Below are 19,526 nucleotides of genomic sequence, written 5' to 3' on the forward strand. Positions count from 1 at the left end.
AGGAGTTTTAATTGATATGTTTGATCCAAAAAAACTAGAGCAGATTGCTAAGCAGATCCACGATTCTATGCCTCAACCAGTAAAAGAGCTTGGTTCAGACGTAGATCAAAAAGTTCGTCAGGTTATCCAAGGCCAACTGAACAAGCTAGACGTTGTAAGCCGTGAAGAATTTGATGTTCAAACACAAGTACTACTGCGCACTCGCCAAAAGCTGACTGAAATGGAACAAAAGCTAACGGACTTAGAAGCAAAGATTGCCGACAAGTAAGCGTAAAGTAAGAAAACTGAAAGGGTTGGTGTGAAAGCACCAACCCTTTTGTATTTCTGAAGATCAATCAAAAACTGAAAGTCGACAAAGACTGATCAAACAATGTTCATTTAATTGATTTTTAAGACTTTGTTACTAAAAGCAAAAAGGCTTGGTCAACGGCGACCAAGCCTTTTCATTAGATGTTGTGTTGCTTATTTATAACTCCAACCTGTAAGGAGTTAGTGATACTGCTTCGCTTTTTCTGCAAATTTATCAGTATCTAAGCGACTAATTAACCGCCTACAGCGATACGCTTCATGTCACTCATGTAGCTACGTAGCTCTTCACCAATGTACTCTACAGGGTGGTTACGGATAGCTTCGTTTACTTCAATTAGCTTAGCGTTATCAACTTGGTTAGATGTTTCACCTAGACCGCGGCCGATTACGTCAGTTGCTACTGAAGGCATGAACTTCTCACGTAGTAGCGGTGTGGCTACGTTAGCGAATAGGTAGTTACCGTACTCAGCAGTATCTGAGATTACAACGTTCATTTCGTAAAGACGCTTACGAGCAACTGTGTTTGCGATTAGTGGAAGCTCATGTAGAGATTCGTAGTAAGCAGACTCATCGATGATACCAGATGCAGTCATAGCTTCGAATGCTAGCTCAACACCGGCACGAACCATAGCAACCATTAGGATACCGTTATCGAAGTACTCTTGCTCTGAGATTTCTAAGTCAGAAGTTGGGTAGTTTTCGAATGCAGTTTCACCTGTCTCTTCACGCCAGCCTAGTAGGTTCACGTCATCGTTCGCCCAGTCAGCCATCATTGTGCTAGAGAAGTGACCAGAGATAATGTCATCCATGTGCTTGTTGTAAAGCGGACGCATTAGATCTTTAAGCTCTTCAGAAAGCTCAAACGCTTTAACTTTAGCTGGGTTAGATAAACGATCCATCATGTGAGTTACGCCACCAAACTTAAGTGCTTCAGTGATCGTTTCCCAACCGTATTGTAGAAGTTTGCCTGCGTAGCCAGGTTCGATACCGTCAGCAATCATCTTCTCGTAAGATACGATAGAACCCGCTTGTAGCATGCCACAAAGGATAGTTTGCTCACCCATAAGGTCAGATTTAACTTCCGCTACGAAAGAAGACTCTAGGCAACCTGCACGGTGACCACCAGTACCTGCAGCCCAAGCTTTAGCGATATCCCAGCCTTCACCTTTAGGGTCATTCTCTGGGTGAACAGCAATCAGTGTTGGTACACCGAAACCACGCTTGTACTCTTCGCGAACTTCAGAACCAGGACACTTAGGAGCAACCATTACAACCGTAAGGTCAGAACGTAACTGCATGCCTTCTTCAACAACGTTAAAGCCGTGAGAATAACCAAGTGCAGCACCTTCTTTCATTAGAGGCATTACAGTTTCAACAACATTTGTATGTTGCTTGTCTGGAGTAAGGTTGATTACTAGGTCTGCTTGAGGGATTAGCGTTTCGTAGCTACCTACAACAAAGCCATTTTCATCAGCATTTTTGAATGATTGACGCTTTTCATCAATTGCTGCTTGGCGTAGTGCGTAAGATACGTCTAGACCAGAATCACGCATGTTTAGACCTTGGTTTAGGCCTTGAGCACCACAACCAACAATTACGATTTTCTTACCTTCAAGAAATTCAGCTTCTGTCGCGAATTCTTCACGATCCATAAAGCGGCAACGACCTAGTTGGTCTAGTTGTTCACGAAGGTTTAATGTATTGAAATAGTTAGCCATTCTAGGGCACTCCTTTAAAAATAAGTCCGTAAGGTCGATATCTCTCTATCGAATGACTTCATACTAAAACAGACACTCCATTGCTGAAAGTGATATATTCACAATTAGTTATTGCAATAAATGCAACATGGAAACGATCGCAAAACATGAACATAAAATCTCTACAATTATTTATACATTTATGTGATAGCAAGAGTTTCAGCAAAACCGCTGCTGCTATGCATGTCAGTCCTTCAGCGCTGAGCCGTCAGATACAAAAGCTTGAAGAAGAAACAGGACAAGAACTGCTTATCAGAGACAACCGCAGTGTTGATCTCACCCCAGCAGGAAAACACCTATTGCCTGTAGCATTAAGCATCGTTGGAGAGTGGCAGCAATACAATCTTCATTTGAAAGGTGGAGAGCAAGAGCTTAAAGGTGAGATCCGTATATTTTGTTCAGTAACAGCTAGCTACAGTCACTTACCTGAACTCATAACCGAATTTAGGGCTATTCATCCGTATATTGAATTTAAGCTCTCTACTGGCGATCCAGCTCAATCCATCGACAAGATTTTAAACGATGAGGCGGATATCGCGATTTCAGCAAAGCCAGACATTCTTCCTTCAAGATTAGAATTCGAGACCATCAGCGATATTCCACTATCCGTCATAATTCCATCAGGTGTCAGCAGCTTTAGCCAGCAACTTCAGTCTGACAAGCCAAACTGGAATGAAGTGCCCTTTATCATCCCTGAAGCAGGTACGGCGCGTGAACGTGCCAATGCATGGTTCAAAAAGATGAAGATAAAACCCAACATATACGCGCAAGTTTCAGGCCATGAGGCGATAGTGAGTATGGTGGCGCTAGGTTGTGGGGTAGGAATTGCACCTGACGTGGTGATTAACAATAGCCCTGTAAGAGATAAAGTCGACCGTTTAAAGATAGAACCCATCAAACCCTTTGAGTTGGGTGTTTGCTGCAAGAGAGCACAGTTAGATAACCCTCTAATTCGAGCATTCTGGCAAGTTGCAGAAGGGAAGTATTTAACGGACTAATAGTCTTTGGTTTCAATACAAAAAAGGGAAGAGCACGTCAGTGCTCTTCCCTTTTTCATTTATGTATATGAAAAAGCCCGCTGATTTCTCAGCGGGCTTTTCAATGGTGGTGGAGGGATAGGGATTTGAACCCTAGAACCGCTATTAACGGTTGCCGGTTTTCAAGACCGGTGCTTTCGACCACTCAGCCATCCCTCCAACAAATTGTCATCAACAGATTTGTGCACTGTTGAGGTTGTTACTTGCTATGCAAATAACGAAATTAAAGCCTGGCGATGTCCTACTCTCACATGGGGAAGCCCCACACTACCATCGGCGCTATTGTGTTTCACTTCTGAGTTCGGCATGGAATCAGGTGGGTCCACAATGCTATGGTCGCCAAGCAAATTTTGCTTTTACTTTCAGTTTTTTAAAAACTGAAGGCAAAATAATCTGGAAAACTGATTTAAAAGTCTCTCTTCAAACTCATTCAAGGTCTGTCTTTGAGTCCACAAAACCCCTTGGGTGTTGTATGGTTAAGCCTCACGGGCAATTAGTACAGGTTAGCTCAATGCCTCGCAGCACTTACACACCCTGCCTATCAACGTCGTAGTCTACGACAACCCTTTAGGACGCTTATAGCGCCAGGGAAAACTCATCTCAAGGCTCGCTTCCCGCTTAGATGCTTTCAGCGGTTATCGATTCCGAACTTAGCTACCGGGCAATGCCATTGGCATGACAACCCGAACACCAGAGGTTCGTCCACTCCGGTCCTCTCGTACTAGGAGCAGCCCTTTCAATTTTCCAACGCCCACGGCAGATAGGGACCGAACTGTCTCACGACGTTCTAAACCCAGCTCGCGTACCACTTTAAATGGCGAACAGCCATACCCTTGGGACCGACTTCAGCCCCAGGATGTGATGAGCCGACATCGAGGTGCCAAACACCGCCGTCGATATGAACTCTTGGGCGGTATCAGCCTGTTATCCCCGGAGTACCTTTTATCCGTTGAGCGATGGCCCTTCCATTCAGAACCACCGGATCACTATGACCTGCTTTCGCACCTGCTCGAATTGTCATTCTCGCAGTCAAGCGGGCTTATGCCATTGCACTAACCACACGATGTCCAACCGTGTTTAGCCCACCTTCGTGCTCCTCCGTTACTCTTTGGGAGGAGACCGCCCCAGTCAAACTACCCACCAGGCACTGTCCGTAACCCCGATTCAGGGGCCAACGTTAGAACATCAAAACTACAAGGGTGGTATTTCAAGGACGACTCCACCACATCTAGCGACGCGGTTTCAAAGTCTCCCACCTATCCTACACATGTAGGTTCAATGTTCAGTGCCAAGCTGTAGTAAAGGTTCACGGGGTCTTTCCGTCTAGCCGCGGGTACACTGCATCTTCACAGCGATTTCAATTTCACTGAGTCTCGGGTGGAGACAGCGTGGCCATCATTACGCCATTCGTGCAGGTCGGAACTTACCCGACAAGGAATTTCGCTACCTTAGGACCGTTATAGTTACGGCCGCCGTTTACCGGGGCTTCGATCAAGAGCTTCGACCGAAGTCTAACCCCATCAATTAACCTTCCGGCACCGGGCAGGCGTCACACCGTATACGTCATCTTACGATTTTGCACAGTGCTGTGTTTTTAATAAACAGTTGCAGCCACCTGGTATCTGCGACTCTCGTCTGCTCCATCCGCAAGGGACTTCACTGATAAGAGCGTACCTTCTCCCGAAGTTACGGTACCATTTTGCCTAGTTCCTTCACCCGAGTTCTCTCAAGCGCCTTGGTATTCTCTACCCGACCACCTGTGTCGGTTTGGGGTACGATTCCTTACAATCTGAAGCTTAGAGGCTTTTCCTGGAAGCATGGCATCAATGACTTCACTACCGTAGTAGCTCGACATCGTATCTCAGCGTTAGTAGCGGTCCGGATTTACCTAAACCACCCGCCTACGTACTTGAACCTGGACAACCGTCGCCAGGCCCACCTAGCCTTCTCCGTCCCCCCCATCGCAATTGTAAGAAGTACGGGAATATTAACCCGTTTCCCATCGACTACGCCTTTCGGCCTCGCCTTAGGAGTCGACTTACCCTGCCCCCGATTAACGTTGGACAGGAACCCTTGGTCTTCCGGCGAGGGAGTTTTTCACTCCCTTTATCGTTACTCATGTCAGCATTCGCACTTCTGATACCTCCAGCAGCCCTTACAGACCACCTTCAACGGCTTACAGAACGCTCCCCTACCCCACATACCCTAAGGTACGTAGCCGCAGCTTCGGTGTATAGCTTAGCCCCGTTACATCTTCCGCGCAGGCCGACTCGACCAGTGAGCTATTACGCTTTCTTTAAATGATGGCTGCTTCTAAGCCAACATCCTGGCTGTCTGAGCCTTCCCACATCGTTTCCCACTTAGCTATACTTTGGGACCTTAGCTGGCGGTCTGGGTTGTTTCCCTCTCCACGACGGACGTTAGCACCCGCCGTGTGTCTCCCGGATAGTACTTACTGGTATTCGGAGTTTGCAAAGGGTTGGTAAGTCGGGATGACCCCCTAGCCTTAACAGTGCTCTACCCCCAGTAGTATTCGTCCGAGGCGCTACCTAAATAGCTTTCGGGAGAACCAGCTATCTCCAGGTTTGATTGGCCTTTCACCCTAGCCACAAGTCATCCGCTAATTTTTCAACATTAGTCGGTTCGGTCCTCCAGTTGATGTTACTCAACCTTCAACCTGCCCATGGCTAGATCACCTGGTTTCGGGTCTAATCCTAGCAACTGTACGCCCAGTTAAGACTCGGTTTCCTACGGCTCCCTAAACGGTTAACCTTGCTACTAAAATTAAGTCGCTGACCCATTATACAAAAGGTACGCAGTCACACCACGAAGGTGCTCCTACTGCTTGTACGTACACGGTTTCAGGTTCTATTTCACTCCCCTCACAGGGGTTCTTTTCGCCTTTCCCTCACGGTACTGGTTCACTATCGGTCAGTCAGTAGTATTTAGCCTTGGAGGATGGTCCCCCCATATTCAGACAGGATATCACGTGTCCCGCCCTACTCGTTTTCACTGATTATGATGTGTCGGTTACGGGGCTATCACCCTTTATTGCGAGACTTTCCAGACTCTTCACCTGCATCATTAAAAGCTTAAGGGCTAATCCAATTTCGCTCGCCGCTACTTTCGGAATCTCGGTTGATTTCTCTTCCTCGGGGTACTTAGATGTTTCAGTTCCCCCGGTTTGCCTCCTGTTGCTATGTATTCACAACAGGATACTTACTTATGTAAGTGGGTTTCCCCATTCAGGAATCCCAGACTCAAAAGGTTATTACTACCTAATCTGGGCTTATCGCAAGTTATTACGCCTTTCATCGCCTCTGACTGCCAAGGCATCCACCGTGTACGCTTAGTCACTTAACCATACAACCCGAAAGGGTTTCTATTTGCTTTCACTTTAAAAAGTGAAGACAAATAAGCGTATGGCAACTAACCAAGGTTTTTGGTTGTCATCAAGAAGGGTTAATTCCTGATAACTGTTTGCCGGACTCAATTGTGAATCAATGTAAACATTGATTCGAATACAAGACACTTGAATGTGTTTGTTGTGTTTATACCGTTCTTATTAACTAAGAGCAGATAAACATTGAGAACTTTTAAATTTGATTGAATTACTCGTAAGTAATCAATCAGTCAGCTTTCCAAATTGTTAAAGAGCAAGAGTTTTAAGTGTTAAACTTTTAAACCCATTTTTAAATACTCTCTTACGAGAATGCTTAAAGATGGTGGGCGATACCGGGCTCGAACCAGTGACCCCCTGCTTGTAAGGCAGGTGCTCTCCCAACTGAGCTAATCGCCCATAAAAGTTTTAATTCCTTATGGAAGGAATGGTGGAGCTATGCGGGATCGAACCGCAGACCTCCTGCGTGCAAGGCAGGCGCTCTCCCAGCTGAGCTATAGCCCCATATTTTTATTTCCTTGGGAGGAAATGGTGGGTCGTGCAGGATTCGAACCTGCGACCAATTGATTAAAAGTCAACTGCTCTACCAACTGAGCTAACGACCCAATGGTATCCCGTAGGGGAGTCGAACCCCTGTTACCGCCGTGAAAGGGCGGTGTCCTAGGCCTCTAGACGAACGGGACACTGCAATTCATCTCTACTTTAAAAAGTAGAAACAAACTTCGAAGAACTTGGGAGTTCTTCATCTCTTTGCTTTTCTAAACCTAATCAATCTGTGTGGGTACTCATCGTGTATATCTTCGTATAAGGAGGTGATCCAGCCCCAGGTTCCCCTAGGGCTACCTTGTTACGACTTCACCCCAGTCATGAACCACAAAGTGGTGAGCGTCCTCCCCGAAAGGTTAAACTACCCACTTCTTTTGCAGCCCACTCCCATGGTGTGACGGGCGGTGTGTACAAGGCCCGGGAACGTATTCACCGTGACATTCTGATTCACGATTACTAGCGATTCCGACTTCATGGAGTCGAGTTGCAGACTCCAATCCGGACTACGACGCACTTTTTGGGATTCGCTCACTATCGCTAGCTTGCTGCCCTCTGTATGCGCCATTGTAGCACGTGTGTAGCCCTACTCGTAAGGGCCATGATGACTTGACGTCGTCCCCACCTTCCTCCGGTTTATCACCGGCAGTCTCCTGGAGTTCCCGACATTACTCGCTGGCAAACAAGGATAAGGGTTGCGCTCGTTGCGGGACTTAACCCAACATTTCACAACACGAGCTGACGACAGCCATGCAGCACCTGTCTCAGAGTTCCCGAAGGCACACCTGCGTCTCCGCTGGCTTCTCTGGATGTCAAGAGTAGGTAAGGTTCTTCGCGTTGCATCGAATTAAACCACATGCTCCACCGCTTGTGCGGGCCCCCGTCAATTCATTTGAGTTTTAATCTTGCGACCGTACTCCCCAGGCGGTCTACTTAACGCGTTAGCTCCGAAAGCCACGGCTCAAGGCCACAACCTCCAAGTAGACATCGTTTACGGCGTGGACTACCAGGGTATCTAATCCTGTTTGCTCCCCACGCTTTCGCATCTGAGTGTCAGTATCTGTCCAGGGGGCCGCCTTCGCCACTGGTATTCCTTCAGATCTCTACGCATTTCACCGCTACACCTGAAATTCTACCCCTCTACAGTACTCTAGTTCACCAGTTTCAAATGCAGTTCCGAGGTTGAGCCCCGGGCTTTCACATCTGACTTAATGAACCACCTGCATGCGCTTTACGCCCAGTAATTCCGATTAACGCTCGCACCCTCCGTATTACCGCGGCTGCTGGCACGGAGTTAGCCGGTGCTTCTTCTGTTGCTAACGTCAAGAGATAGCGCTATTAACACTACCCCCTTCCTCACAACTGAAAGTACTTTACAACCCGAAGGCCTTCTTCATACACGCGGCATGGCTGCATCAGGCTTTCGCCCATTGTGCAATATTCCCCACTGCTGCCTCCCGTAGGAGTCTGGACCGTGTCTCAGTTCCAGTGTGGCTGATCATCCTCTCAGACCAGCTAGGGATCGTCGCCTTGGTGAGCCATTACCTCACCAACTAGCTAATCCCACCTAGGCATATCTTGACGCGAGAGGCCCGAAGGTCCCCCTCTTTGGCCCGTAGGCATTATGCGGTATTAGCCATCGTTTCCAATGGTTATCCCCCACATCAAGGCAATTTCCTAGGCATTACTCACCCGTCCGCCGCTCGACGCCCATTAACGCACCCGAAGGATTGTTAGTGTCGTTTCCGCTCGACTTGCATGTGTTAGGCCTGCCGCCAGCGTTCAATCTGAGCCATGATCAAACTCTTCAATTTAAGATTTTGTGACTCAACGAATACTGACTTCAAAACTAATATTTACCGAAGTAAACATGTAATTCTAAAGCTATTACCATTCCAACAGAATGATAATGAATTGACTGTGCCAAATAACCGAAGTTATTTGTATTGGTCACTCAGTTCATTGAAATCAATTTTGATTCCGAAGAATCTGTTTTATCTAACGATAAAACGTTTTGATATTCATCAACGAGTGCCCACACAGATTGATAGGTTTAAATTGTTAAAGAGCTTTTCCTTTTTGAGCTTCGCTCAAATCGGACGGCCATTTTAGCGATTTAAGTTTTAGTGTCAACCACTATTTTCAAAACTTTTTTCAAGCGCTTAGCTTGGCTAATTTGACCTGCTGATTCGTTTTGGTTTCTTACGAAGCCATCCCGTGTCAGCGAGGTGGCATTATAGAGATTTCGATCACACTGGCAAGCCCTTTTTGAAGTTTTTCTTACTTTTTTGATTGTTCGAGCGTTTTTTGTTCAAAACACTCCATTTTCACTAGTATTCCCCTTAATTAAGAGCTTAAGGTGCCTATATAAAGGAGGATTTATGAGTTCAATACGCAGTTATAAAGGAATATCCCCTCAGATTGGGCAAGGTGTCTATATAGATACAAGTTCGGTACTGGTTGGTGATATCAAAATCGGTAACGACTCTAGCGTGTGGCCTTTGGTTGCAGCTCGAGGGGATGTGAACCACATTCATATTGGAGAGAGAACGAATATCCAAGATGGTAGTGTCTTGCACGTCACCCATAAGAATGCAGAAAACCCTGAGGGTTACCCTCTATTAATAGGCAATGATGTCACTATCGGTCATAAAGTAATGCTGCATGGCTGCACGATTGAAGATCGTGTACTTGTGGGTATGGGAGCTATTGTGCTTGATGGCGTGATTATTAAAGAAGAAGTGATGATTGGTGCTGGTAGCTTAGTGCCACCGAACAAGGTACTTGAAAGCGGTTATCTCTATGTAGGAAGCCCGGTAAAACAAGCACGCTCATTAAACGATAAAGAGCGTGCTTTTTTACAGAAGTCAGCTGACAACTATGTTCAGAATAAAAACGACTATCTAGACTCTGTACTTCCAGTCTAAAGCGCTTTGATTTGGATCCGATTAGAGGAGTCATACTCCTCTTCTTCTATTAACTCTTCAGCTAGCTCTTCAATATCGAAACGTAACTCTGAAAAGATAACTAAAGCTTGATCGCCTTCTTCTATATCTTTGCCTGCCAATCGAGACAACTCTTCAATAGACATTACACACTCAATCAGTGCGCCCGACTGCTGTGCTGGGAAGGTGATTGATTGATTCTCTTCATCCCAATCTTGGATATCAGAAAATAGAATTGATTGATTCATTTTTTATAAACACCTCATTACATCTCTAGGTTTTTACGTAATTCTCTTAAAATCTGTTTTGTTCCCGGACGAAGACCACGCCAAAGCATAAAGCTTTCTGCTGCCTGCCCCACCAACATACCCAAACCATCATAAGCAGCATGAACACCATTATCTAATGCCCATTGATTGAATACTGTGGTTCCCGATCCATAAACCATGTCATAAACGGCGCTAGTAGAATTGAAAATAGCATCAGACACTTCAGGAAGCTGCCCACTTAGACCAGATGAGGTCGAGTTAATAATGACATCAAAACCTTCATTAACATCACTTAACCCTATACCTTTGATATTTCCATGCGACGAAAACATCTCAGCCAGAAGTTCAGCCTTGGAGCAGGTTCGATTAGCGACCACCAGCTGTTGTGGCTTTTGATCGAGAAGAGGTTGAATCACTCCTCTCGCAGCACCACCAGCGCCAAGAAGAAGAACGCGAGCTCCTTTTAACGCAACTTGATGTTGAAGAAGGTCTTGAACTAAACCTTCACCATCGGTGTTATCACCAATGATCTCTCCATCATCTAGCTTCTTAAGTGTGTTTACGGCACCTGCTAGTTCAGCTCTCTCAGTCAGGCGATTAGCGAACTGATAAGCATCTTCTTTAAATGGCGCAGTGACATTACACCCTCTCCCACCTTCACTAAAAAATGCTTGAGCAGCAGTGATGAATTCACCTTGTTCTGGCTGGAGTGCTGTATAGGTAAGTTGTTGGCTGGTTTGGCGAGCAAATAATGTGTGAATGAATGGCGATTTGCTTTGCCCAATAGGGTTACCGAAAACGGCATAACGATCTACTTGCTGTGTCATATCCTTACCTAACAGAAATAAAAAAGGGTCATCTATATAGATGACCCTATCACTATCCCTATAAGGAAGGAAGAACTACCAAACTCGAGGCTTTAGGTAGTCGCTATAAAGCCGAGCTTCTGGTGAACCCGCTTGTGGTTCGTAGCGGTATTCCCAACGAGCCAATGGCGGCATCGACATTAATATAGACTCTGTGCGACCACCGCTTTGTAGACCAAATAGGGTGCCACGGTCATACACTAGGTTAAATTCAACATAGCGGCCACGACGGTATAGTTGGAAGTCACGCTCACGTTCGCCATAAGGTGTCTCTTTGCGTCGTTCTACAATTGGTAAGTACGCCGCAGCAAAGCCTTCACCGACCGCCTGCATGTAAGCAAAGCTCTTATCGAAACCCCACTCATTTAAGTCATCAAAGAACAAACCACCCACACCACGTGTTTCATCTCTATGTGGAAGATAGAAGTACTTATCACACCACTCTTTGTGCTCTTGATAAACATCGTCACCAAATGGCGCACAAAGATCTTTGGCTGTTTGATGCCAAGATTGGCAGTCTTCGTCGACAGGATAAAATGGCGTTAAGTCAAAACCACCACCAAACCACCAAATCGGGTCTTCCCCTTCTTTTTCTGCTATGAAAAATCGAACGTTCGCGTGTGAGGTTGGGATATATGGGTTTTTAGGGTGGATAACTAACGAAACCCCCATAGCCTCAAACTTACGTCCGGCCAATTCAGGGCGATGAGCTGTAGCTGAGGCAGGCATAGCCTTACCCGCTACGTGAGAGAAGTTAACCCCACCTTGCTCAAATACCGCACCGTTGGTCATCACACGAGTTCGACCACCGCCACCAAGGCGCTCGCCAGGCTCACGCTGCCATGCATCTTCTTCAAACAGTGCAGTACCATCAGCTTGCTCAAGCTGCTGGCAAATCGAATCTTGTAGGCTCAGTAAAAACTGTTTTACTGCTTCTTTATCAATTGCTGACATCTTTCTTCCTCTGCAGGGTTTAACCCTGTCTTAATATTTTCGACGTTTTTGCATCTCTAATTTCGCTTGGCTTCTCACGACCACCCGTTTGGCCTTCTAAAATAGCCACCAAATGTTGGCCAAGTTGCTGCTTAACTTCTTCAGTCGTCATACAAGGCGGTTCACCTGTCAGGTTAGCACTGGTCGAGGTTAACGGCTTACCGAATTCACTACACATTCTTTGAACTAAAGGGTGATCAGTCACTCGTACCGCGATGGAATCAAACTGACCACTTACCCAGTCAGTAACTTTGCTGCTGGTTGGCATGATCCAAGTGACAGGACCTGGCCATGTCGATTTCACTGTTGCCAACTGTTCTTCCGTCAATTGGCTTTCATCAATGTAAGGTAACAGTTGCTCGTAACTCGCAGCAATTAAGATCAACCCTTTCTCGATCGGTCGTTGTTTTAGGTCGAGTAATTTCTTGATGGCTTGTGGATTATCGGGATCACAACCGACCCCAAAAACGCCTTCGGTCGGGTAAGCAATGACTTCACCTTGTTGTAATGCCTGCAAAGTATGTTGAAAGTTATCCACGGGTTGCCTCATTAATTCAGTTATCTAACTCACTAAGTGTACAAATTATCATTCACTGTGACTAAAGCTATTTGTTTATAAAATGTATCAATTAACAACTTAGACTGACGCAAACGTTTTCCTTAAGCAATTTTACCCGTATAATGCGCGCAAAATATCTAATCACTAATTAAATCGTACCTGAAGGAGTTTGAGATGACTGTCGGTATTATCATGGGTTCTAAATCTGATTGGCCAACAATGAAGCTAGCTGCAGAAATGTTGGATCAGTTTGGCGTGGCGTACGAAACAAAAGTGGTTTCTGCTCACCGCACACCTCAGTTGCTTGCAGACTACGCAACCAGTGCGAAAGAGCGCGGTATTAAAGTGATTATTGCTGGTGCTGGCGGTGCAGCGCACCTTCCGGGCATGGCGGCTGCTTTCACAAGCGTACCAGTTCTGGGTGTTCCAGTTCAGTCTAAAGCACTGAAAGGCATGGACTCTCTGCTTTCTATCGTGCAGATGCCAAAAGGTATTGCGGTAGGTACTTTGGCTATCGGTGAAGCTGGCGCTGCCAATGCCGGCATCCTAGCGGCTCAAATCATTGGTACACACAATGAAGAAGTAATGGCGAAAGTAGAAGCGTTCCGCTCTGAGCAAACAGAAACGGTACTTGCTAATCCAAACCCTGCAGAGGACTAATTCCCATGCATGTTCTTGTGTTAGGCGCGGGCCAACTTGCTCGCATGATGTCCCTAGCTGGGGCACCGCTGAATATTGAAACTTCTGCTTTTGATGTTGGCAGCAAAAATATTGTTCACCCATTTACGCAAGCGATTCTAGGTAACGGCTTAGAAAATGCGATAGAGCGTGCGGACGTCATTACTGCTGAATTCGAACATATTCCTCACGATGTACTTGAGTTGTGTGAACGCAGCGGTAAGTTCTTACCGACAACAGAAGCAATCAAAGCTGGCGGTGACCGTCGCCTTGAAAAAGCTCTGTTAGACGAAGCAAACGTGAAAAACGCTAAGTACTACGTGATCAACTCTCGCGAAGACTTTGACGCTGCAATTGCTCACGTTGGCTTGCCAATGGTGTTGAAGAGTACACTTGGCGGCTACGACGGCAAGGGCCAATGGCGCTTAAAGACATTAGACAATGTTGACGCGACTTGGGCAGAAATGGCTGAGTGCATTGCCGCAACAGACAACCAAGCCATTGTGGCTGAAGAGTTTGTTCCGTTTGACCGCGAAGTATCACTGGTTGGTGCCCGTGGTATCAATGGCGAGATTCAAGTGTATCCACTGGCTGAGAATGTTCACACCGACGGCGTGTTGAGCTTATCAACAGCCATTGACGACATTGAACTGCAAGAGCAAGCAAAAACCATGTTCACCGCAGTTGCAGAGCGTTTGGATTACGTTGGCGTACTCGCGCTAGAGTTCTTTGATGTTCAAGGTTCACTGCTGGTGAATGAGATTGCACCACGTGTTCATAACTCTGGCCACTGGACGCAGCAAGGCGCTGAAACTTGTCAGTTTGAGAACCACCTACGTGCCGTATGTGGTATGCCACTAGGCAGCACTAAACTGATTCGTCCAACCGCAATGATCAACATTCTTGGTGAAGATACCCTACCTGAGGCAATTCTTGCTCAAGGTGGTTGTCATGTTCATTGGTATGGCAAAGAGAAGCGTGCAGGTCGTAAGATGGGCCACATTAACGTGAGCGCTGACTACAACGCAGAGCTACAAAGAGCATTGTGCTCATTGGCTGACATTCTTGATAAGCAAGCCTACCCTGCTGTGCATAAGTTTGCTGAGCAGATGAAGTAAGCCTACATTGGTTTATTGATATAAAAAGTTCATTGGATATAGAAACGGCGCTCATTGAGCGCCGTTTTTTTGTTTCTGGTCATTCACTTACTGTGATTAACATGACTACTGAGATTGAATGTGATGACACTTGCGATCAGCACATTGTTTTTTGGTACCACTGGCTGTTTTCTTCTCAAGTAACAACGGGAACTGGCACTCTTCACAACGACCTATAACTGGTGGTTGGTTAACTGCGAACTTACACTTAGGGTAGTTATCACACGCATAGAAGGTTTTGCCATAGCGAGATTTACGCTCAACCAAATGGCCTCTGCCGCACTCAGGACAAGCAACGAGTGGCTGCTCTTCAGGTTGTTCTTTTGGTTGATCCAAAGATTCGATGTGATTACACGTTGGGTAGCTGCTACAACCAATGAACATCCCAAAGCGGCCTTGCCTTAATACCAATTCGTTTTGGCATTTAGGACACGGCACCCCCAGCTCTTTCACCACGTGGCCATCGTTTTGATGCAACGGCTTGATGTAATCACAGCTCGGATACTGTTTACAGCCTAAAAATGGACCGTGCTTACCATGGCGAAGCTGAAGCTCTCCACCACACTGTGGACATGGTTCATGCTCTAATGCATGTTCATGTGCTGAAAAAAGCTGATTATCAATCTTACTACTCATGACAAGCCTGTATTAATGCAAGATACCTTGCTCTTTGGTGTACAACAGCTCTTCCATTTGCGTGTAAGCACTTTCATTACCCGGCACATTAAATAGCACCATTAAGATAATCCATTTCAGATCATCCAATTCAAATTCGTTGGTCTCAAGCCCCATCACACGATCAATCACCATTTCACGAATCTCTGTCGTGAGTACGTTGATCTGTTCTAGGAACAGTAAGAAACCTCGACACTCCATATTAATACGTGAAATCTCTCGACTGGTATAAACACGCATCGAGGTATTGGAGCACATAGTAATCGCCGCTTGGTTGTCGGTATCTTGCAGTGCAGCAAGATCTTCTAACCAATGGAGGGCCTTATAAATATCATCTTGGTGAAACCCTGCTCGAAGAAGCTCATCTTCCAGTTCGTCTTGATCCACCTGCAATTCAGAATCGCTATGGATGTAGGTTTCAAACAAGTACATCAGTATGTCCATCATCATAGCTAGCCTCTCCCCTTTCGAATATAGCCACCGGAAACTGCAACAACATGCCCTGAGAGCTCAAGCTCTAAAAGCTGCATCATGACCTCATGCACAGGTATATGGGTTCTCTGTGCCAAAATATCAACGGGTGTCGCCTCTAATCCTACGTTAGCTAACAGCTGTGGAAATGGCAATTGTTCATTTTCACTCTTGTTCGGCGTAGGTTCGAACAAACTGGGCTGCTGATCTATGGACCAGTCTAACAGACTCTTTATTTCAATTAGAACATCTTGAGCGCTCTGTACCAAACATGCTCCTGCCTTAATTAGACTGTTGCCTCCGCGACTGGTTGGGTTATGAATCGAACCGGGAAGTGCAAACACTTCGCGACCTTGCTCCATCGCATAACGCGCCGTAATCAGAGAACCGCTTTTCTCAGCCGCCTCAACAACAAGAGTCCCCAAAGACAACCCACTTATAATACGGTTACGCCGAGGGAAATGTTCAGGTCGAGGTTTAGCGCTTGGACGGAACTCTGAGATCAGCGCACCATTCTCACAAATTTTATCCGCTAGATTTCGGTGACGTGCAGGGTAAATGGAATCCAAGCCAGAACCCAATACAGCAAAAGTTTCCCCTCCTTTATCTAGAGCACCATCATGAGCATAACCATCAATACCGAGCGCTAAGCCACTGGTGACAATCAAACCGTTTTGGACAAACTCTTTGGCGAAGGACTTCGCGGTTTGCAGCCCTTCGAGACTGGCGTTACGACTGCCGACCATAGCGATTTGAGGCTCAATCAGTTTTTCAACGTGCCCCTTAACGAAAAGCACGCTTGGCGCGGAGGCTGTCTCATTCAGCAGTTTGGGATAATGAGGGCAATTAGGGGTAATGATGTGATGGTTGGACTGCCTTGCTAGCCACGCTAAGCAAGCCTCCACTTCTCTAGGAGCTTGCTGTCTTAAGTAGGAGATCTGCTTAGCAGACAAACCAAGCGCTTGCAGTTGCTGACTTGAGTAACCAACAATATTCAAAGGGGAATCAATACTCAGCAGTCGAGAAAGGCGCTTGCCACCCAATTGCGGAACAAAACTTAGAGTTAACCAAGCACTCAGTTGTTGCTCATTCACTCGGTGCCCTTAGCTTCTTCCTTCAAAGCCAGATCCAAAGGTGATACCGCCAGAATATCATTACTAACCGGTTTTGAGCTCTGAGTGATCAAGGCCAAGCTAAAATACTCATAAGGGCGAATGACCATCAAACTACCAAGTGAGGTACTTGGCAGCTGCACCTTATCGCTCGCCGCAGACTCTTTGTAGCTGTATTCACCTTGCTTACCAAACACCACAGCTCCGCTTTCACTGAGCGTAAACATAGAGCCTTGGCGAAGATTGTCCTGTGAGCCTTTATTAATAACGATCACTTGATTCTTTGCGCTGTATTGGCTGCCATCTAATGAACCCAAGATATTAGCAAACTGCCCCGCAGCACTAGGCGCTGGATAAAATGTGGTTGAGAGCTTCACCTGATCAACGCCAAGTTCAGGTAACACGAGGTCATTAAGTAACACCTCTTGCAGTTGAGTCTCTATCTGTAAACTACTGAACTCAGCATCCACCTCTTTCAAGCGCGCCGTGGCGACCAAACGCAAAGAGGTAATACTCGCTTGAGGTTGTTGCCTTTGATAAGTCTCGACGGCACGGTAGATACCCCATTTTTGATGCTGCTGGTTTCCCGAAATAAACAATCGGTCTTCACCCGATAAGAAGCGTTTGCCATCACTGGTCCCTAACACTCGTTGCGCTGACTGGATATCTTGCTGCTCAACCAAGCGGTCAGATTGTAGATAAGGAAGAACCAATCCTTCATTGACGGTTGGCACCGCTTTCTTCTCCGAAACACGAATCTTAGGGCTCAGCTTGATGACCGGTTTAAGACTCAATACCGGCTCACCATTAATCCAAACCAAAGACAGTTTATCTCCGGGGTATATAAGATGAGGGTTTTCTATCTCAGGGTTTACCTGCCACAACCTTGGCCATAACCACGGGCTATCGAGATACATCGCAGATATATCCCATAAGGTATCACCCTTTACCACCACATACGCCTCAGGTGCGCCCTGCTTAATGGTTAAAGGTTGAGCGCTATTTTCAGCCGTAGCGGCGAACGAAAGCGAGGCACAAACAAGAGAAAAAATGGGAGAAAAATGACGCATGACCTAGGTTCCTTGGTCTGAATATATGACATCTGATTTGAGAATTACCTTCAGGATGCTGTCATTTGACCTCTAAAATGTCTAGAATTGAGCCAACAAGGTTTAAGCTGTTTCGGCACAGTTCAATATTTCGAGTGTATATGTCTGTATTACAAGTATTAACATTACCAGATGATCGTCTACGTACCGTGGCGAAACCGGTAAAAGAAGTTACCCCAGAGATTCAAAAGTTCGTTGATGACATGATTGAAACCATGTACGACGAAGAAGGTATCGGCCTTGCGGCAACGCAAGTAGATTTCCACCAACGCATCGTTGTTATCGATATTTCAGAAACACGTGATGAGCCAATGGTGCTTATCAACCCTGAAATTACTGAGAAGCGCGGCGAAGATGGAATCGAAGAAGGCTGCCTATCTGTACCAGGCGCTCGAGCTCTAGTACCTCGCGCTGCAGAAGTAACGGTTAAAGCATTAGACCGTGACGGCAACGAATTCACATTCGACGCTGACGACCTTCTGGCTATCTGTGTTCAGCACGAACTTGACCACCTAGAAGGCAAGTTGTTTGTTGATTACCTATCGCCACTAAAGCGTAAACGTATCCAAGATAAGCTAGCGAAGATCAAACGTTTCAACGAGAAACAAGGTTAATAACCGCTGCTATTACTAAATTAGAAGGAAGCCTACCTTGAGTCAGTCTTTAAGAATTGTCTTTGCAGGTACTCCGGATTTCGCCGCCCGTCACTTGGCGGCGTTGTTGTCTTCGGAGCATGAAGTTGTTGCTGTTTACACACAGCCAGATCGCCCAGCAGGCCGCGGTAAAAAACTCACTGCGAGCCCAGTAAAAAACATCGCACTTGAAAATAACATTCCGGTTTACCAACCAGAAAACTTCAAGTCAGATGAAGCTAAGCAAGAGCTAGCTGAATTGAACGCTGACATCATGGTTGTTGTCGCTTACGGCTTATTGCTTCCGCAGGTTGTATTAGATACGCCTCGCTTAGGTTGTATCAACGTACATGGCTCTATCCTACCTCGCTGGCGTGGTGCTGCTCCGATTCAACGCTCTATTTGGGCGGGTGATAAAGAGACAGGCGTGACGATCATGCAGATGGATATCGGCCTAGATACTGGCGACATGCTAAGTATCGCGACGCTGCCTATCGAAGCGACAGATACCAGCGCATCAATGTACGAGAAGTTAGCGGGCCTTGGCCCTGACGCTCTTGTTGAGTGTTTAGCTGACATCGCTTCTGGCAAAGCAGTTGCAGAAAAGCAAGACGACGAACTTGCGAACTACGCGAAGAAGCTAAGCAAAGAAGAAGCGCGTATCAACTGGAGTGATGAAGCTGCGCATATTGAGCGCTGCGTTCGTGCCTTCAACCCATGGCCAATGAGCCACTTTGAAGCTGCTGAGAACAGCATTAAAGTATGGCAAAGCCGTGTGGCCGAGCAAACTTCTGATAAGCCTGCAGGTACTATTCTGCAAGCAGATAAAACTGGTATCTACGTAGCGACAGGACAAGGCGTACTTGTTCTTGAACAGCTGCAAGTTCCAGGTAAAAAAGCCATGTCAGTTCAGGATATCTTGAACTCACGTGCAAGCTGGTTTGAAGTTGGTACTCAACTTTCTTAATCCGCTTTTAAAGCTGTTAATTCAGCTTAGAAAACCTTTACGAGGGC

The 19,526-nt window shown here is 46.3% G+C and carries 16 protein-coding genes, 5 tRNA genes and 3 rRNA genes; 7 read left to right on the forward strand and 17 right to left on the reverse strand.

The window, feature by feature from the left end; translation table 11 throughout:
- The first annotated feature begins 16 nt into the window (after positions 1–16).
- Positions 17–268, forward strand: coding sequence for a ubiquinone biosynthesis accessory factor UbiK (ubiK, locus tag OCV19_RS15960; protein ID WP_004735787.1), 252 nt, complete (start codon positions 17–19; stop codon positions 266–268).
- Between the two features lie 274 nt (positions 269–542).
- Here ubiK and ilvC read toward each other — a convergent pair whose 3' ends face one another.
- The gene (gene ilvC, locus OCV19_RS15965; protein WP_065677333.1) at positions 543–2,027 is read right to left on the reverse strand and encodes a ketol-acid reductoisomerase; all 1,485 of its coding nucleotides are present in this window, start codon (positions 2,025–2,027) and stop codon (positions 543–545) included.
- 146 nt (positions 2,028–2,173) lie between these two features.
- Between ilvC and ilvY the strand changes: the two genes are divergently transcribed.
- A complete protein-coding gene (gene ilvY, locus OCV19_RS15970; RefSeq protein ID WP_065677332.1) occupies positions 2,174–3,064 on the forward strand; it encodes an HTH-type transcriptional activator IlvY in 891 nt (296 codons plus the stop codon).
- Positions 3,065–3,171: 107 nt separating this feature from the next.
- Here the strand turns inward: ilvY and OCV19_RS15975 are convergent.
- The 8 genes from OCV19_RS15975 to OCV19_RS16010 all read right to left on the reverse strand — a co-directional run bounded on the left by OCV19_RS15975 (position 3,172) and on the right by OCV19_RS16010 (position 8,860).
- Positions 3,172–3,262: transfer RNA gene (locus tag OCV19_RS15975), tRNA-Ser, on the reverse strand.
- Positions 3,263–3,331: 69 nt separating this feature from the next.
- Positions 3,332–3,447: ribosomal RNA gene (rrf, locus tag OCV19_RS15980) — 5S ribosomal RNA — on the reverse strand.
- Between the two features lie 128 nt (positions 3,448–3,575).
- Positions 3,576–6,466 (reverse strand): 23S ribosomal RNA (locus OCV19_RS15985).
- A gap of 360 nt (positions 6,467–6,826) precedes the next feature.
- A tRNA-Val gene (locus tag OCV19_RS15990) sits at positions 6,827–6,902 on the reverse strand.
- Between the two features lie 29 nt (positions 6,903–6,931).
- Positions 6,932–7,007, reverse strand: a tRNA-Ala gene (locus OCV19_RS15995).
- A 25-nt stretch (positions 7,008–7,032) separates the two neighbouring features.
- A tRNA-Lys gene (locus tag OCV19_RS16000) sits at positions 7,033–7,108 on the reverse strand.
- Positions 7,109–7,110: 2 nt separating this feature from the next.
- A tRNA-Glu gene (locus tag OCV19_RS16005) sits at positions 7,111–7,186 on the reverse strand.
- A 122-nt stretch (positions 7,187–7,308) separates the two neighbouring features.
- Positions 7,309–8,860 (reverse strand): 16S ribosomal RNA (locus OCV19_RS16010).
- Together the 16S, 23S and 5S rRNA genes with 5 tRNA genes alongside form the textbook arrangement of a ribosomal RNA operon.
- Before the next feature lie 567 nt (positions 8,861–9,427).
- Between OCV19_RS16010 and OCV19_RS16015 the strand changes: the two genes are divergently transcribed.
- Positions 9,428–9,973 carry a gamma carbonic anhydrase family protein gene (locus OCV19_RS16015; protein ID WP_065676885.1) on the forward strand — a complete coding sequence of 182 codons (546 nt, stop codon included), beginning with the start codon at positions 9,428–9,430 and terminating at the stop codon, positions 9,971–9,973.
- Here OCV19_RS16015 and OCV19_RS16020 read toward each other — a convergent pair.
- From OCV19_RS16020 to OCV19_RS16035, 4 genes are all read right to left on the reverse strand, one after another.
- Positions 9,970–10,239, reverse strand: coding sequence for a DUF1488 family protein (locus tag OCV19_RS16020; RefSeq protein ID WP_065676886.1), 270 nt, complete (start codon positions 10,237–10,239; stop codon positions 9,970–9,972). The genes OCV19_RS16015 and OCV19_RS16020 overlap by 4 nt on opposite strands.
- Positions 10,240–10,256: 17 nt before the next feature.
- Positions 10,257–11,087 carry a shikimate dehydrogenase gene (aroE, locus tag OCV19_RS16025; RefSeq protein WP_065676887.1) on the reverse strand — a complete coding sequence of 277 codons (831 nt, stop codon included), beginning with the start codon at positions 11,085–11,087 and terminating at the stop codon, positions 10,257–10,259.
- Positions 11,088–11,162: 75 nt separating this feature from the next.
- Positions 11,163–12,080 (reverse strand): oxygen-dependent coproporphyrinogen oxidase, encoded by a 918-nt coding sequence (hemF, locus tag OCV19_RS16030; RefSeq protein ID WP_065676888.1) that lies wholly within the window; start codon positions 12,078–12,080, stop codon positions 11,163–11,165.
- Between the two features lie 19 nt (positions 12,081–12,099).
- A complete protein-coding gene (locus OCV19_RS16035) occupies positions 12,100–12,657 on the reverse strand; it encodes an L-threonylcarbamoyladenylate synthase (RefSeq protein WP_065676889.1) in 558 nt (185 codons plus the stop codon).
- 195 nt (positions 12,658–12,852) lie between these two features.
- Between OCV19_RS16035 and purE the strand changes: the two genes are divergently transcribed.
- Together purE and OCV19_RS16045 are read left to right on the forward strand one after the other, a co-directional pair.
- Positions 12,853–13,338, forward strand: a complete 486-nt coding sequence (purE, locus tag OCV19_RS16040; protein WP_004735777.1) for a 5-(carboxyamino)imidazole ribonucleotide mutase — start codon at positions 12,853–12,855, stop codon at positions 13,336–13,338.
- A 5-nt stretch (positions 13,339–13,343) separates the two neighbouring features.
- On the forward strand, positions 13,344–14,474 hold the full coding sequence (locus tag OCV19_RS16045; protein WP_065676890.1) for a 5-(carboxyamino)imidazole ribonucleotide synthase: 1,131 nt from the start codon (positions 13,344–13,346) through the stop codon (positions 14,472–14,474).
- A 105-nt stretch (positions 14,475–14,579) separates the two neighbouring features.
- Here OCV19_RS16045 and OCV19_RS16050 read toward each other — a convergent pair whose 3' ends face one another.
- From OCV19_RS16050 to OCV19_RS16065, 4 genes are read right to left on the reverse strand one after another with little or no spacing between them, the layout of a single operon-like run.
- On the reverse strand, positions 14,580–15,149 hold the full coding sequence (locus OCV19_RS16050; RefSeq protein WP_004735775.1) for a DNA topoisomerase family protein: 570 nt from the start codon (positions 15,147–15,149) through the stop codon (positions 14,580–14,582).
- A gap of 12 nt (positions 15,150–15,161) precedes the next feature.
- Positions 15,162–15,638: a DUF494 family protein gene (locus OCV19_RS16055; protein ID WP_029235873.1), complete on the reverse strand. Its 477-nt coding sequence runs from the start codon at positions 15,636–15,638 to the stop codon at positions 15,162–15,164.
- A gap of 2 nt (positions 15,639–15,640) precedes the next feature.
- Positions 15,641–16,753 (reverse strand): DNA-processing protein DprA, encoded by a 1,113-nt coding sequence (gene dprA / locus OCV19_RS16060; RefSeq protein WP_065676891.1) that lies wholly within the window; start codon positions 16,751–16,753, stop codon positions 15,641–15,643.
- Positions 16,750–17,841, reverse strand: a complete 1,092-nt coding sequence (locus OCV19_RS16065; protein WP_065676892.1) for a LysM peptidoglycan-binding domain-containing protein — start codon at positions 17,839–17,841, stop codon at positions 16,750–16,752. Before OCV19_RS16065 ends, dprA begins: the two co-directional genes overlap by 4 nt.
- A 140-nt stretch (positions 17,842–17,981) precedes the next feature.
- Here OCV19_RS16065 and def point away from each other — a divergent pair, with 140 nt between their 5' ends.
- Together def and fmt are read left to right on the forward strand one after the other, a co-directional pair.
- On the forward strand, positions 17,982–18,494 hold the full coding sequence (gene def / locus OCV19_RS16070; protein ID WP_017058772.1) for a peptide deformylase: 513 nt from the start codon (positions 17,982–17,984) through the stop codon (positions 18,492–18,494).
- 37 nt (positions 18,495–18,531) lie between these two features.
- Positions 18,532–19,479 (forward strand): methionyl-tRNA formyltransferase, encoded by a 948-nt coding sequence (gene fmt / locus OCV19_RS16075; RefSeq protein ID WP_017058773.1) that lies wholly within the window; start codon positions 18,532–18,534, stop codon positions 19,477–19,479.
- Positions 19,480–19,526: the final 47 nt, after the last annotated feature.

The organism is Vibrio celticus (genome assembly GCF_024347335.1).
Taxonomy (GTDB): Bacteria; Pseudomonadota; Gammaproteobacteria; order Enterobacterales; family Vibrionaceae; genus Vibrio; species Vibrio celticus.